This is a genomic window from Lysinibacillus cavernae, from assembly GCF_009724685.1.
Taxonomy (GTDB): Bacteria; Bacillota; Bacilli; order Bacillales_A; family Planococcaceae; genus Lysinibacillus; species Lysinibacillus cavernae.
Genome location: NZ_WMEF01000006.1, coordinates 85,752 through 101,417 on the forward strand (window position 1 = coordinate 85,752; position 15,666 = coordinate 101,417).

The 15,666-nt window shown below is 37.0% G+C and carries 11 protein-coding genes; 4 read left to right on the top strand and 7 right to left on the bottom strand.

The features are described from left to right. Positions 1-105 precede the first annotated feature (105 nt). Positions 106-1,128, top strand: a complete 1,023-nt coding sequence (locus tag GJU32_RS13575; RefSeq protein WP_155592497.1) for a DUF2804 domain-containing protein — start codon at positions 106-108, stop codon at positions 1,126-1,128. A 109-nt stretch (positions 1,129-1,237) separates the two neighbouring features. Here the strand turns inward: GJU32_RS13575 and GJU32_RS13580 are convergent, their stop codons facing one another. Further along, positions 1,238-1,954, bottom strand: coding sequence for a glycerophosphodiester phosphodiesterase (locus tag GJU32_RS13580; RefSeq protein ID WP_155592498.1), 717 nt, complete (start codon positions 1,952-1,954; stop codon positions 1,238-1,240). 174 nt (positions 1,955-2,128) lie between these two features. On the opposite strand from GJU32_RS13580, the gene helD reads away from it, so the two are divergent. Next, the gene (helD, locus tag GJU32_RS13585; RefSeq protein ID WP_155592499.1) at positions 2,129-4,357 is read left to right on the top strand and encodes an RNA polymerase recycling motor HelD; all 2,229 of its coding nucleotides are present in this window, start codon (positions 2,129-2,131) and stop codon (positions 4,355-4,357) included. Positions 4,358-4,621: 264 nt separating this feature from the next. Here the strand turns inward: helD and GJU32_RS13590 are convergent, their stop codons facing one another. The 4 genes from GJU32_RS13590 to GJU32_RS13605 form a co-directional block, all read right to left on the bottom strand. After that, positions 4,622-5,488, bottom strand: a complete 867-nt coding sequence (locus tag GJU32_RS13590; RefSeq protein ID WP_155592500.1) for a GNAT family N-acetyltransferase — start codon at positions 5,486-5,488, stop codon at positions 4,622-4,624. A gap of 360 nt (positions 5,489-5,848) precedes the next feature. Next, complete coding sequence (locus GJU32_RS13595; protein ID WP_155592501.1) at positions 5,849-7,681, bottom strand: ABC transporter ATP-binding protein; 1,833 nt, start codon at positions 7,679-7,681, stop codon at positions 5,849-5,851. Further along, positions 7,681-9,402 (bottom strand): ABC transporter ATP-binding protein, encoded by a 1,722-nt coding sequence (locus GJU32_RS13600; RefSeq protein ID WP_155592502.1) that lies wholly within the window; start codon positions 9,400-9,402, stop codon positions 7,681-7,683. The genes GJU32_RS13595 and GJU32_RS13600 overlap by 1 nt, the downstream gene beginning before the upstream one ends. Positions 9,403-9,466: 64 nt before the next feature. After that, the gene (locus tag GJU32_RS13605) at positions 9,467-10,360 is read right to left on the bottom strand and encodes a DMT family transporter (RefSeq protein WP_155592503.1); all 894 of its coding nucleotides are present in this window, start codon (positions 10,358-10,360) and stop codon (positions 9,467-9,469) included. A 186-nt stretch (positions 10,361-10,546) separates the two neighbouring features. Between GJU32_RS13605 and GJU32_RS13610 the strand changes: the two genes are divergently transcribed. Further along, positions 10,547-12,574, top strand: a complete 2,028-nt coding sequence (locus GJU32_RS13610; RefSeq protein ID WP_155592504.1) for an EAL domain-containing protein — start codon at positions 10,547-10,549, stop codon at positions 12,572-12,574. 38 nt (positions 12,575-12,612) lie between these two features. Here GJU32_RS13610 and GJU32_RS13615 read toward each other — a convergent pair whose 3' ends face one another. Both GJU32_RS13615 and GJU32_RS13620 read right to left on the bottom strand, forming a co-directional pair. Beyond that, positions 12,613-13,089 carry a threonine/serine exporter family protein gene (locus GJU32_RS13615; protein ID WP_155592505.1) on the bottom strand — a complete coding sequence of 159 codons (477 nt, stop codon included), beginning with the start codon at positions 13,087-13,089 and terminating at the stop codon, positions 12,613-12,615. Positions 13,090-13,101: 12 nt separating this feature from the next. Next, positions 13,102-13,854, bottom strand: a complete 753-nt coding sequence (locus tag GJU32_RS13620; protein ID WP_155592506.1) for a threonine/serine exporter family protein — start codon at positions 13,852-13,854, stop codon at positions 13,102-13,104. Positions 13,855-14,192: 338 nt separating this feature from the next. Here GJU32_RS13620 and GJU32_RS13625 point away from each other — a divergent pair, with 338 nt between their 5' ends. Beyond that, the gene (locus GJU32_RS13625) at positions 14,193-15,602 is read left to right on the top strand and encodes a polysaccharide deacetylase family protein (RefSeq protein WP_155592507.1); all 1,410 of its coding nucleotides are present in this window, start codon (positions 14,193-14,195) and stop codon (positions 15,600-15,602) included. Positions 15,603-15,666 lie beyond the last annotated feature (64 nt).

Consider the following 15,666-nt stretch of genomic DNA (forward strand, 5'->3'; position numbering starts at 1 on the left):
AACAGTTATATTCAGCATGTTCCTTTCCATTTTCAAGAACATTTTTGCTACAATAAAGATTAAAGAAATGTAGATTTTATTTTATGACCAGAAGGGATGTTAAATGTGAAGCAGCATGCTGAGAAAGAAATTTTACAGCCAACTCTTTTATGCGATAAAAAAGGTAATTTAAATCCAGCAGCCATCGGATTTGCACGTAAGCCTCTTATTAACAGCAATTTAAGCGGCCACATTATGCGCAAAAAGAAATGGAACTATTGGTGTGTCTACGGTGATGAAATCCTATTTTCTGCTACGATTAGTCACCTAGATTATGCAGCAGTCTGCTTCGTCTATTTCCTTGAATATGAGACACAGCGTTATTTCGAAAAAACGATCACAATTCCCTTCGGTGGTAAATTAAAAATGCCTACACAGGTTTTAGAATCCGTGTCATTTAAAAATAGCGAAATGATGATTGATATGTTATATGTAAACAATGAAACCCATCTATCCGTTTCCATACCAGACTTTGATGGCGATGTTTTACGCGCAAAGCTTATTATTCAGCATCCCGCAACAGACGAAACCTTAAATGTAGTGATCCCTTGGAATCGTAAAACATTTCAATTTACAGGTAAGCATCATATACTCCCTACTTCAGGTGTTGTCACAATCGGTACTCGTCGTTATAATTTTACAGCAGAGGAAAATTTCGCGGTTTTAGATTATGGCCGAGGTGTATGGCCACGTGAAGCATTATGGAACTGGGGAATGTCCTCTCAACGGGTCCGAGGAAGACGAATTGGACTTAATCTGGGAGGTAAATGGACAGATGGCACTGGTATGACTGAAAACGCTATTTTTGTTGATGGAAAAATGACGAAAATACATGAGGATTTGTTGTTTCAATATGATTCAGAAGATTATATGCAACGTTGGAAAGTGAAAACAAAGTTCTCTAATCAAGTTTCACTAACTTTTTCTCCGTTTTTTGAACGAGTAGCCCATACAAATGCAAAGCTTGTTAAATCAGAGGTTCATCAATTATTTGGTTACTACGACGGCTCCATTTTACTGGACAATGGTGAAACATTGGTTATTCAACAAATGCTCGGATGCATTGAGGAACATCGTGCTAAATGGTAGAACATATACTATAGAAGACAAAGACGTCGCTTTCCGTGGGTATCACTAAAATGAAATCACCAAGTCATTCCACGGAAGCTTTGGGTCTCATGTCTCTTCCCACATTGCTCTAACTGAGGGCTATTAACATTTTCTCTGGATCATCTGTAAATATCGCTTGTATACCTAGCTGTTGTAAACGTCGAGCATCCCGCTGATCATTTACTGTATAAACACGTACAGTTGCTCCTTCCGCGAGAGCTAGTTTTACTGATTTGCGAAATGCAGTTGGTAAATTAACATGCAGAGCTTTTGCTGGGATAAGAGCAATGTAAGTAGTAAAATCCACTAAAACCTCGGCAAACAATGCCGCACTTTCAATATATGGAGCTATTTGCGAAACAGTTTGCAATGACTCATGGTTGAAAGATGAAAGGATCACCCTCTCTGTCATTTGCTGTGCAGCAACTTCTTTAAGTACGAGTGCTTCTATTCCTTCATATGAAACGATATCTGTCTTCAGCTCAATATTGATACGGTGATTTGTGCCTGCGAAAAGCTCTAATACTTCCCCTAACGTTGGTATGATTTCTCCTTCAAATTGTGGGGAAAACCACGCACCAAAATCAAATGTACGCAATTTCTGCAATGTAAAATCTTTTACATAGCCTGAGCCATTGGAGGTACGATCAATTGTTTCATCGTGAATGACCACTACCTCTTTATCTGCTGTTAAATGGACATCTAACTCAATGCCTGCGATAGGAAGCTTAGATGCTGCTTGAAATGCTGCAATTGTATTTTCAGGGTAGTTTGCCGAAACACCTCTATGTGCAAAAATGTCCAAAATCATTAACCTCCTCTATTCTCATTTAAAGAAACATTATATAAAATGAAACTTTCTAAACCTCCATGTAATAGTAGCATAATTAACATTTTAGCTTTCACTTGATGGTAAATATTATATATAGTAGTATGATAATCTACTTTGAAATTGTAAGTACCTAGGAGGTGCTAAAAAATGACTGTAAAACATCCAGATTTTCAGGCTGAAGTAGAGCGATTGGTGTCTACCCAAAGTTATATGCAGCAAATTCTAGATGAATCACAAAGAGATCTACAATCCGCTCAAGAAAATATCAGGAAGTCGATGGCAGACCTTGATTATTTAGATTCAAGTTTAAGTTATTTAAATATCTTAACAAACGCCAGATTCTTTGAAATGGCTCGCAATCAAAAAGAAGGCTTAGAAGCCGTTCGCAAGAAACCATACTTCGCCAGAATCCATTTTCAAAAAACAGGGGATCCCGAAGAATTTCTTTATATCGGGAAAACTTCGCTATTTCATCGTGAAACGCATGAGCCAATTATTGTTGACTGGCGCTCACCTGTAGCCAATGTCTATTATGATGGACGTCTTGGTGATATGGAGTACGACGTTCGCGGAGAGGTTCATAAAGGACATTTATTTGCTAAAAGGCAATATAAAATCGAGAATGGCGAACTACTCGATATACGAGATATTGACTTAACAACAAACGATGAACTCCTACAAGAAGCATTAGCTGGAAAAGCTGATGTCCGTCTAACTGAAATTGTCTCGACGATCCAAAAGGAGCAAAATGAGATTATCCGAGCTCATCTTCGTCAACCAATTATTGTACAAGGTGCAGCAGGTAGTGGAAAAACGACCATTGCTCTACACCGAATATCCTATTTCCTCTACACAATGGGTGAACATTTTAATCCTGAGCAGCTCATGATTTTAGCACCGAATAAGCTATTTATTGATTATATAGGAGATGTCTTACCAGAGCTTGGTGTTGATAAAATATGCCAAACTACTTTTACAGACTACGTTCTTTCCGCCACTAAATTAAAGCTAAAGCTTCAAAATCCAAATGAGCAATTAGAGTCGCTCGTTGCTGGAGGAACTCATCAGCAGACTGCCTGGATAGCAGAAATGAAAGGTTCACTTTATTATCGTGATGTCATTGAACGCTACGTCCAAAAACTAGAGCAAGAGATTGCCGTGCAATTTGAAGATGTATATATTGAAAAATACTGTATCATGCGTGCTTCTCATCTTAAGAAACTATTTTTGTATGAGTTTTCATATATGCCTATCGAAAAACGGCTTGCACATATAAAAAAGGTATTAGCTAGCCATGTTCGTCAAAAGAAACAGGTTGTTTTAGCTACACTTCATAAAAAATATGATGAAGCATTGGGTAAAGCCTTAAACGGTATTCGTGATGATGAAAAGAGACGACGTGTTGTCACAAAGTTTATCGATGAACGCGATGAACGAATGCCAGCTATTGAAAAAGAGACGAAATCAACTGCAACTTCTTATATGAGTCGCTTTACCAAATATAACATTAAGACTCTCTATCGCACCCTTCTCACCAATGCCGAACTTTTAGCAGAGCTCGCCCCTGAATGGCATTATCTTGAACAACAACAATTTTTGCAGGCACATCGTAAAGAACAGTGGGCACTCGAAGATTTAGCTGCACTTTATTATTTACAAGCACGTTTAAAAGGCATTGCAGATGAATGGAAGATGCGTGTCGTCTTTATCGATGAAGTTCAAGATTATAGTCTCTTTCAGCTCGCTGCTTTAAAAACAGGGCTTGATACAGATATGTTTACAATGGTTGGTGATTTAGCCCAAGGTATCCATAGCTATCGTTCATTAACTGCCTGGGAGCCTGTCCAAAGCTTATTTCCTCGTGCAAGCTTCCGTACATTACAAAAAAGCTATAGAACAACCATTGAAATAATGGCAGTCGCAAATCAAATTTTAGCCCAAATGAATGAACAGCTTCCTTTGGTGGAGCCTGTAGTTCGGCATGGTACTATGCCAAGTTTTATCCAAGCAGATCAATTTGATGCCTTAAAAATTAAAGAGATCTTTGAAGCTATTCGTCAAAACGGTCATCGTTCCATCGCTTTAATTTGCAAAACGACCGCTGAAGCCTTTACTATGCAAAAAGCATTAAAAGATAACGATATTGCCTCACAGCTACTAACTGAAAATGAATCTATTAATCAGGAAATGTTGCTTGTTGTGCCAAGCCATCTAGCTAAAGGGCTTGAATTTGATGCAGTCATTGTAGCTGCTTTTGATACACCCTTTTACGATACGACAATTGATCGAAAGCTACTTTATGTAGCTCTCACACGAGCAATGCATGAGCTCTACTTAATCGGTCCATCCAAATATACATTTTTATTAGAAAATTAAAAAGTCGCTAGCAGGCGACTTTTTCATGCATCATCAATTTCTTGGTGGTAATCTATAAAACTTTCCTTTCGATAAATAAGCTTTAACTACTTTCCACCATGATCTAGGGGCTTCCTTCGGAGGAGACTTCTTTTTTGGCAATGCTGGCATGCGCATGATCACGACTCCTTTCTTAAAGCTTATTAATACTATATGAAGATAGTAGGTAAATATGATAAAAAAGGGCAAAGAGTTGATTTTAAATACCACTCCTCGCCCTTTTTCCTATTGTTTTACATAATAATCAATTTGTTGTGCCTTCATAAAACCTGCCTTTTCATAGACAGATAGCGCTTTTTTATTATCGATTTCCACATCCAGCATGACGAATTTTGCAGCAATTTTACTAGCATAGTCCTTTGAGAAGGAAAGTAGTGCCGTTCCAATACCTTGTCCTTCACACTTTGGATGAACAGCAAGTGCTGTTACCCACTGGATTTCATTTTCCTGAGCTGTCGTCACTGTTCCAACAACTTCACCATCTCGATAAGCAACCCATAGCTGTCGTCCATTTGTTGATGTGTTAAAAGCAATGAGCTCTTCTGATTCTTCAGGTAAATCACCAAAAGCCTCACAATAAATAGTAATTAATTCAGCCTGTTCCCCATCATAAGGTTGAATGTGAATATCATTTTGTAATGTTACTGGTTCTGCTTTTGTCTCTAATGTTGCTTCTGAAAAGCTATAGGCATAACCTTTATTTTCAATAAATGTGTGCCCATAAGGAGAGCCATCAATTACTACAGCTAATTGCCCCTCTGCCCCTCTTTCCTCTAGCCCAACTTGTATGCCTTCAACTAATGCAGCTCCAATACCATTTTGGCGGTATGCAGGTGTCACTACTAATGACCATTCATATGTATGAAGCCCCATTAAATCAATGGCACTAGCAGCACCCACTAATACATCCTTATCATCCTCATATGCCAGTACCATGAAGCCTTTTGAATCGAAAGAACTAGCCATTGGTACATTCATAATCGTTTCATATACTCGATAATCGTGAATTGTCGCTTCTTCACATAATAATTTTACTTCCTTCAATGTTTCCCCATCTAATGGGAAAGACACTGTCATCACTGAAATATTCATCGTGTACTCCGTTCCTGTGTCAGACTATTGCCCTATTGTAGCAAGAATGAAAATAAGCTGGCAACAAAATATATTCTTACCCTCTATTAATCAGAATTTTACTTCAAATAAGTGAATAATAAAAGGATTTATACTATAAAAGTTCATAAAAATGACTGAAATTTACTAGAAACGATAGATATAAAATAATAGTCAAATTTCTCAAAATTAGAGATAATTAATCTTTTTTGTTCCGTTACTTTTAAACTATACATTCTTTCCTTCTATATATTTTTTATAATAATTATACTATTTATTCAAATAAATTACATTTTAAATTCTACTAAAAAGAGTAATTTCAAATGAAATTACTCTTTCCACCTATTCCTCAAGATGATGGGAGGATGAATGAAGCATTTGGGCATAAAGACCACCCGATTCAATTAGTTTTTGCTGAGGTCCAGCTTCAACCAACTCACCTTTATGCATGACTAAGACCATATCGGCATTGTGAACAGTATTTAGACGATGAGCAATAACAAAGCTTGTGCGGCCCTGCATTAAAGTATCAAGAGCTTCTTGTATCGCCATTTCAGTCACAGTATCAATACTACTTGTAGCCTCATCCAATAGTAAAATTTTCGGGTCTGCAATAAGTGCTCTTGCAATGGATAGTAATTGCTTTTGACCTTGTGAGATTTCACGTCCATCTGCAGCAAGAACGGTATTATAACCATCTTTAAGTTTCATGATGAAGTCATGTGCATTGGCACGTTTGGCTGCTCCCTCTATCTCTTCATCACTTGCATCCAGTCTACCGTATCGGATATTTTCGCGAACGGATGCTTCAAATAAAAATGGATCCTGTAATACAAATGCCATCTGCGAACGAAGTGATTGACGATCCATTTGTTGAACATTTACACCATCAAATAATACTTCCCCTTTATTTACTTCATAAAACCTTGCAATAAGTTGCAGTATAGTCGTTTTCCCGGCTCCAGTTGCACCGACAAGCGCTACCGTTTGCCCAGGCTCCACTTTAAAATTAACATTCTTTAATGTGTAAGTTTCCTCTTCCTGTTCATATTTAAAGTACACATGCTTAAATGCCACTTGCCCCAATAGATGATGCTTCTGAGTTGTGGCAGTTTCCACCTCTGGTTGCTCATCAAGTAAAGCAAATACTCGCTCTGCACCTGCAATTGCTGATAGCACCGTATTAAACTGGTTCGCTAAATCATTTAATGGACGTGTAAATTGTCGCGCATATTCAGTGAAGATAACGATAACCCCTATCGACACATGCCCATACAACGCGAGCATCCCTCCTATGCCCGCTACAATTGTAAAGCTCATATTATTTAAGAAATTCATGACCTTTGGAATATAGCCTGAGTAAGTCTGCGCCCAAAAACCTGTTCTTCTTAATCGCAAGCTTTTTTCACGAAATTCAACTTTCATTCGCTCCTCTTGTGAGAAAGCTTTTACAATGCGTTGTCCTGAAATTGTTTCTTCTATCATGCCATTTAAGGCTCCTATAGCTGCTTGCTGCTCTTTAAATAATGGTGCTGTACGACGTGTAATCCATCGCATCGCCCAAAACATAATTGGAATAATGGTCATCGTAAGTACTGTCAGCAATGGGCTTAAGCTGAGCATGATAATAATGGTTCCTCCAAGCGTAAGTACACTTGAAAATACCTGAATAAAGGAACTATTTAACGTTGAGTTTACAGCTTCAATATCATTTGTCATACGACTCATCAATTCGCCATGCTGTCGACGATCAAAGAACGCAATTGGCAATCGTTGAAAATGAGTAAACACACTTGTGCGTAATCTGTATATTGTTTGCTGAGCAATACCGATCATCCAGTAGTTTTGTAGGAAAAGTGAAACGGCTAACAGAACATTAATACCAATTAACAACACAATACCCTTGCCTAATCCAGTAAGTTCTCCATGCATAACATAGTTATCAATCATTTGGCCGATTAAATATGGTCCAACCAAAGCCAATATGGAACTGATCATAACTAATAAAAGCACCACAATTAGGAGGGCACGTTGTTCATCGACAATTTTCCATAATCGTAGCAATGTACTTTTCCAATCTGCTGCACGGGGACCTTTCTTTTTCTTCACAACCTGCTTCAGATCATCTTTAGTCAAAATCGGCTCATTGCCAAAAGGTTTCTGGAAAAATCCCATTATTCCTCCACCTCCTGTTGGGAGATTGCAATTTTTTTATAGAGTGTTGAAGTTTGTAAAAGCTCTTCATGTTTACCATATGCAACTACTTTCCCTGCATCTATAAGTAAAATACGATCTGCACCTTTAGCTGTACGAATTTTTTGCGTAACAACAAGCATCGTTGCCTTCTCTTCACTCAATGCCTCCCACAATGACTGTTCTGTTTTAACATCGAGGGCACTTGTACTATCATCGAGCATTAAAATATGTCCTTTTCTCAAGAGTGCTCTTGCAATCGATAGCCTTTGTTTTTGACCTCCTGATAAATTGACACCTTTTTGTCCAACCCTGGTATCGTAACCATTCGGGAAATCTTCAACAGACGCATGGATTTGTGCTTGCATTGTGACCTGCAGAACAGCATCCATTTCGGCCTGCGTATCTCCCCAACGCACATTATCTGCAATACTTCCGGTAAATAGCAATGACTGCTGAGGGACATAACCAATGATTTCGCGTAATTCTTGTAATTCCCAGTGTTGAACATCCTGACCTTCTACGAGTATTCTTCCATTTGTTACTTCATAAAAACGAGGAATAAGCTGTAACAATGTTGATTTCCCAGCACCAGTTGCCCCCATGATTGCTAATTTTTCACCTGACTTAACTTGAAAACTCACGTCAAACAGGACAGGAGCGTCTCCCCCTGGATAAGTAAAACTAACATGTTCAAACGTTAACTCGCCATATGACATAGTGTGGCCTAGTTCTTCTGAAAGTGAAGTATCCTCTACCTCATTTTCTATAGAAAGGACTTCTGCCATACGTTCAGCCGAGGCCTTTGCACGCGCATAAAATATAATAATGAACGCGAACATTGAAAACGAGCCCGTCATACGCATCGCATAATTGATAATAGCTACAATATCACCAAGCGGCGTTGTCCCTGTCGCAATTTGTTTTGTACCAAACCATAACACTGCTAACAAGCTCATATTCATAATGAATAAAAGAACTGGCATAATATATTCCATTACGCGTAAAGCCTTTACAGAATCAATTTTTAATCGTGAAGCCACTTCATCGAAGCGTGTAGCCTCATATGCCCCACGTAAATAGGCCTTTACCAAACGTATCGCCTGTAAATTCTCCTGTAAAACCCTATTTAAACGATCTACTCTCTTCTGCACTCTTCCAAAATAAGACACACCTTTTGCTACCATAAAAATGAGAAATATTAAGATAACTGGTGCACCTATGACTAAAAATAAAGCCAATTTCGCATTCACTACAAAGGCCATTACAATACTTCCTATAACAGCTAGTGGTGCCCGAAGCATAATTCTTAAGCTCATAAACAGTACCGTTTGTACTTGTGTGACATCATTCGTTAATCTAGTGATTAGGGATGCCGTAGAGAATTTTTGATAGGTTGTTAGTGTAAAGGACTGAATTTTATCAAACATGGCATTTCGTAAATCATAAGAAAAGCTTTGGGCTGTATGGGATGAAAAATATGAATTGATCACTCCCGCCAAAAATGCAACAAATGATAAAGCAATTAAAACAGCACCCCATTGCATTATCATTCCTTGATTTTGTGCCCGTACCCCTTCATCAATTATTTTTGCCATAATGAGCGGCTGCACAAGCTCTACAAATAACTCTAAAAGCATTAAACATAAAGCAAAAATGGCCGGCCATTTATATGGCCTTACATAGGAAAAAACTTCTTTCATATTCTTCCCCCTTGTCATGAGATAAATTTAAAGATAGTAAAAAAATACTAACAACATAGTATATTTATGCTTTTTCACCAGCGACAGAAAGCCACGTTACACAAACAAGCATAACAATTACCCCAATTAATTGCCAAAAACCTAAAGAGGTTCCGAAAACGATTACTGAAATAATCATAGCTGTTAATGGTTCGATACTAGAAAGAATACTCGTCTCAACAGGCGTAATATACTTCATACTACTTAAAAACAGTATAAAGGCTACTGTTCCGAAAAATATTAACACAACCATTAACATAAGAATTTTAAAATTCGTTAAAACGATCCATTGGTTGGACTGCCATACGCGGCTTACTAAGCCTAATGTCAAACCACCAACCAACATCCCCCAGCCGACTACTAATAGCACACTCCACTCCTTCATTAGACGTGCAGGATATAATGTGTAAAATGCAAATGTTAAGCCTACTGCTATACCCCATAACAAGGCTTTTGGACTAATAAGTAAACTATCAAATGAAGCGTTCGTTAGTAATAGAAACAACCCTAAAAGGGTACCAATAATACCTAACACTTGATATTTTGGTGGCCATTTCTTTAAACTAAGAGAGACATATGCCACAACAAATATTGGCGCTAAAAACTGTAGTAAGGTCGCCAGCACTGCATTACTTTCATTAATTGCAGCTACAAAAGCAAATTGTACACCTAGCATACCTGCAATTCCAAAAATAATAAGCTGCCTACCCCATAGTTTGTGTTGCCAAATACCAAAAATATTTTTTCCCATTAACAATAAATATGTAAGTAGTAATATACCTGCAACCGATAAACGTATTGTTAACATAAAGGAAACTGTCAACGGTGTATGGTTAAGTAGCCACTCCATCAAAGGTCCAGTTGCTCCCCATAACATAGCACCCGAGACAATAAATATTATTCCTTTTAAACGTTCCATATCAATCCTGCTTCCTATATACGTACTAAAAATTGTTACTTTTCTTCAAATGTTTTCTTGCGCATCACGATAAAAGTCCTATTTTTTTTCATTATCAAATATTTACAATTATATTCATAATGACTAATTCCCGATAATTATCTATAATATTAGTATATATTGATTACCCAAGGAGATCGAATAATCATGAGTCATATGCATAAATCATTTACGATTGATGAACATTATTTAAATTCACTTCCTTTTCCCGCAATTATCATTAATCAAGATGGACAAGTGACTATTTGTGGAAAGAGCGCTGAACATCTGGTTGGATTTTCAGCTAATGATATTAAAGGAAATACTACTCCATCTATACACGAAAATCTACTACGTCAGCTTCCTGTAGTAACATTTCAAACTATTTTACAAAATGAGGACAGTACGTATCTAGACAAAATTCAAGTACACACAACTTCAAACACTGAAATAACGACAGCTCTGTTAGCTAAGCCTTTTACAGTAGAAGGAGAACGTTTTATTCTAATGATTTTTATGCTACCAGAATTAATGACAAATGCTGTTTCCCATTGCAGTACATTTATGGATCTCAAGCAAGGTTTAGATGCTACATTCATGACTGTAACACTCGATCACGATGGATTTATTTTAGAATGTAACAATGATTTTCTAAAAACGAGCCAATGGACACCAAAGCGTGTTATCGGCAAAACATTTTGGCAACTGTTCCCGGATAATGAAGCGAGTGATAAAGTAACAAATACTATTTGGCGTAATGTAAACAATGGTCATACGTGGCAGGGAGAAGTTGAAAAAATCACAAAAACGGGACAATCCTATTGGGTGCTACTAACAGCTATCCCGACCTTTAATCTCGAAACAAATGAACAACAATTTATCTTAATTGAAAAAGATATTACTAAATCAAAAACTATCCAACATCAGCTAGAAAAAATTGCTTATATCGATACAGAAACTGGGCTGATGAACGCACATCGACTTGAAAAAGTGATTGCCAATATGATTGAAGAAGAAAGACACTTTTCGTTTGTTTATCTAAGTATTGATAAGTTTTATACTTTAAAAGAATTACATGACCAACAAATTGATCAAAGCCTTATCATTGAATTTACTAATCGCATAAAAATGTATTTCCAAGATAGTACGATGGCACGTATAAATGAAAATGATTTTGTTGTCATCACGCCTTTAAGTGAATGGTTTATTCAAGGCTTTTTATCATATTTACAACAGCACCCTATTTATAGCGGTAATATTGCTGTACCAATTTCTATTAGTGGTGGAATCACAAGATACCCAGAAGATCAAACAACATTTTCTCAGCTTATGAAAGCATCTATTGCTACCATTTCAACGGTACGCGAGGCGGGTGGAGACAAAATTGTTTCACTCTCAACGGCAACACATAAAGCTTTAAATCGTAAGGCTTTAATTGAAAAGCGTTTACTTCAAGCACTCGATCAAAAGAACTTGAAGGTACTCTATCAGCCACAAATTGATGTTAATTCTGGTAAAATTACAACTGTTGAAGCACTTGTACGTTGGGAAGACGAAGTAATAGGTGTTGTTTCACCTGATGAGCTAATCCCTATTGCTGAAGAAACAGGACTGATTAATAACATTGGTTCCTTTATGCTGGAGAGAGCTTGCGAGCAGGCATTGCTTTGGAAAAAAGCTGGCCATGATTTAAAAATATCTATCAACTCTTCTGTACGCGAATTCCGCGATAAAAATATGGCAAAATCAATACTTGAAATGATTACCAAAACAGGTTGCCCAGCAAATCTTCTACAAATTGAAATTACTGAAAAATTTGCTTTAGAAGCCGAAGTTGCAACTTCTATCGCGAAACAAATGCGCAAGCTTGAAAACGAAGGAATTTCATTCATATTAGATGATTTCGGAACTGGCTATGGATCATTTAGATATATGCAAATTTTACCAATTGATACATTGAAGATTGATCAAACGTTTACGAGTTCACTATTAAAATCCGAAAAGAGCCAAAAGCTTATGCACGGCATGGTACAGCTTGGTAAATCTATGGAACTAAAAGTTGTAGCTGAAGGTGTCGAAACAGCTGAGCAAGCTGATCTATTAATCACTTATGGTTGCGATGCGATTCAAGGCTACTATATTAGTAAACCTGTTACACCAGATGAAATCGAAGTATTGCTTAATAAAAAACAATAAGTGCATAAAGAGGCTGCGTTGATTAACGCAGCCTCCTTTTATTTTTTATAGACCTTTTGTAATTTCACCTTACTTGAACGGACTGAACGGAAAATAAGTTGAATAATTACTTCCGCAAAGACAAGTCCAATAACAATCGCACCTGTAATTAAAAATGCTTTTAAGCCATATTGTAAGCCTTGTAAGTAATCGTCCTCTACAACATTTCTCATTGCATTATATGCCATGCCCCCAGGCACCAACGGTATGATCCCACCAACTATAAAAATTATCATTGGTATTTTAAATCGTCGAGCATACAAATGAGCAACTATAGCAATGACAAACGAGCCAAAGAAAGAAGCTTTGACAACATCCATTCCTTGCTCTGTTAAAACATAATAAATAATCCATCCAATTACCCCAACAAGACCACAATGAAGCAGCATTTTTCTAGGAACATTAAAAATAATGGCAATCCCAGCAGTCGCAAAAAAACTAACAATTAATTGTATAATAATGTCCGTCATATACATATTGTGCGCCTCCTAAAATCCTAGGGTGATGGCGATTGCTGCACCAATAGCAAAAGCTGTTAAAAAGGCCTCTGCCCCCTTTGCCATCCCTGACATAAAATGCCCTGCCATTAAATCACGAACTGCATTGGTAATTAAAATACCTGGTACAAGTGGCATGACAGAACTAATAATAATTTTATCAAGTTCCGTACCGTAACCATACATTACTGCAAAGAAGGCAACAAAGCCAAGAACAAGTGATGCCGTAAATTCAGAAAAAAACTTTACTCTTGTTAAATGGTTGATCATCACAAGTACTAGGAAACCTAACCCACCTGCTAAACAAGCTATAGGAAAATCCGACCATCCTCCCTTAAACATAATAAGGAAACAACCACTTGCAAGTGCAGCTGCTATAACTTGTAAATAAGTTGGTAAAAAATAATTTGTTTTTTGTATCGACTTTAACTCGTCATGAGCTTCTTCTAGTGTTATGATGTGAGATGTGAGTCTCCGAGATACTGAATTTACCAAGGCTATTTTTTGCAAATCTGTAACTCTGCTGGAAATTGATGTAATTCTCGTTGGCTGTGTCTTGCCTAACGAAAAAATGATTCCAGTCGGTGTGGCATAACATTGAGCATTTGGCATATTTTGAGAATGTGCCATCCTCAGCATCGTATCCTCCACACGGTATGTTTCTGCACCACTTTCAATCATAATACGCCCTGCAAGCAACAAGCAGTCAATCGTAAGTTCTTTATCCGCTTCTTGTAAGACCATTACAGCTATCTGCCTCCTTCAAAAGGTTCCTTGCCAATATTATCGAACTGCCAATAAAAACTCAACTGAAAATTTTCAGCATATTAATTTGGCTTTTTTTCAATTTAATTTCACAGATTAACAATCATTGAGCATGGTTATTTTCTATTTTAGTAGGTATTTTACAACCACTATTAAAGAAGTACAACAACATTCGATTGATTACCTATAGAAGGATAGATGATTTAAAATAATTTCTATAAATTATCATTAAAAGATTAGAAATTTGTATAACTTTTTTAATGACTGACACGTCTGATTGTATAGAAACTAAAAAAGAGGGGAGCGTATCCAACACCATGCAGGAACGCAGAAAAAAACGCGGTCCACTAATTGATTTTTTATTACTGGGCCTTATTGTAACCTTAACAACCATTATACTTGTTATTATCTTATCAAAGGATGAATTTAAGTTTCAAAAGATTAGTGCTTCAAAAGAATCCGATACGGAATCGGTAAATAGTAATTTATCGACGGAAAGTTCTGCGTTTCCAGGGATACGTATTGTTACAGATGTTTCAAATGATAAACGAACACCTTTTGCTATTCATTACCCTCAAACAGATAACGAAGTTTTTAATGATGCCGTATTACAATACATATCGGATTCTAAGAAAAACTATCTCGCATCTATGAAAGAAAATAAAGATAAAGAAGCTATAGGTGAATTAAACATTAGTCTTGAAACTTTTCCATACCGAGATCATTACTATTCTTTTGTGCTAACAAAAATGTTGTACCTCGGTGGAGCTAATCATGAGGTCTCAACGAAAACATTCTTTATTAATAACGAAACCGGCGAACAAATTACGATCCAAACACTATTACAAAATGATGAGAATAATTTATCAACATTAGCCGCAAATGTAAGGAAGGATTTGCAGAAAAACCTCCAAATCCAGGATGCACTTTCCAATGATGAACTAATGAAAGCTACGGAAACAAAATGGTCTAACTTCAATCGCTTTGCTATTGTAGATGATTCATTACAATTCTATTTCGATGAATATGAGATTGCTAGCGGAGCAGCAGGTGCCCCTATAGTGAAACTACCCCTTTCGCTGATTAACCCATTGTTAGCCTCTGAATTTCAAATCGCTATGGAAAATGTAAAACCAACAAATCCACCACCTACAGGTGATCCAAACAAAAAACGTATCGCGTTAACGTTTGATGATGGTCCTCATCCAAAAGTGACAGAACAGATATTAAATATTCTCGATAAATATCACGCAAAAGCAACCTTCTTCATGCTTGGTAGTCGTGTACAATATTATCCCGATATTGTAAGAGATGTTCTGGCACGTGGTCATGAAATTGGCAACCATTCATGGAACCATCCTGTCTTAACAAAGCTTACGCAAGAACAGGTGATGAAGGAGTATAACACGACGGCCACTGAAATAGAGAAAGCGATTAATCAAGGTGCCACTGTTTTTAGACCACCTTATGGCGCTACTAATGACACGATTAATGCTGAAATCCCTATCCCTGTCGTGTTATGGACGATTGATACATTAGATTGGAAGCATCGTAATGCACAGCAGTTATTGCCACATGTAAAAAATAATTTACACAATAATGCTATTGTCTTAATGCACGATATTCATCAATCCACTGCTGATGGACTTGATGCTGTCCTTGCTTATTTACAAGAACAAGGCTATGAATTTGTGACAGTTTCAGAGATTCTGCCATATCGCAAATAGTATGTGCTGTTTTTAACAAATAAATTAAGGAAAAGTCCAATGAATATCAAATTGAATTCATTGG

What these genes read in the sequence shown, in the direction of transcription:
- helD (WP_155592499.1), top strand. Translation starts at nt 2,129, where the DNA reads ATGACTGTAAAACATCCAGATTTTCAGGCTGAAGTAGAGCGATTGGTG.
- GJU32_RS13590 (WP_155592500.1), bottom strand. Translation starts at nt 5,488, where the DNA reads ATGAATATTTCAGTGATGACAGTGTCTTTCCCATTAGATGGGGAAACA.
- GJU32_RS13595 (WP_155592501.1), bottom strand. Translation starts at nt 7,681, where the DNA reads ATGGGATTTTTCCAGAAACCTTTTGGCAATGAGCCGATTTTGACTAAA.
- GJU32_RS13600 (WP_155592502.1), bottom strand. Translation starts at nt 9,402, where the DNA reads ATGAAAGAAGTTTTTTCCTATGTAAGGCCATATAAATGGCCGGCCATT.
- GJU32_RS13605 (WP_155592503.1), bottom strand. Translation starts at nt 10,360, where the DNA reads ATGGAACGTTTAAAAGGAATAATATTTATTGTCTCGGGTGCTATGTTA.
- GJU32_RS13610 (WP_155592504.1), top strand. Translation starts at nt 10,547, where the DNA reads ATGAGTCATATGCATAAATCATTTACGATTGATGAACATTATTTAAAT.
- GJU32_RS13615 (WP_155592505.1), bottom strand. Translation starts at nt 13,089, where the DNA reads ATGTATATGACGGACATTATTATACAATTAATTGTTAGTTTTTTTGCG.
- GJU32_RS13620 (WP_155592506.1), bottom strand. Translation starts at nt 13,854, where the DNA reads ATGGTCTTACAAGAAGCGGATAAAGAACTTACGATTGACTGCTTGTTG.
- GJU32_RS13625 (WP_155592507.1), top strand. Translation starts at nt 14,193, where the DNA reads ATGCAGGAACGCAGAAAAAAACGCGGTCCACTAATTGATTTTTTATTA.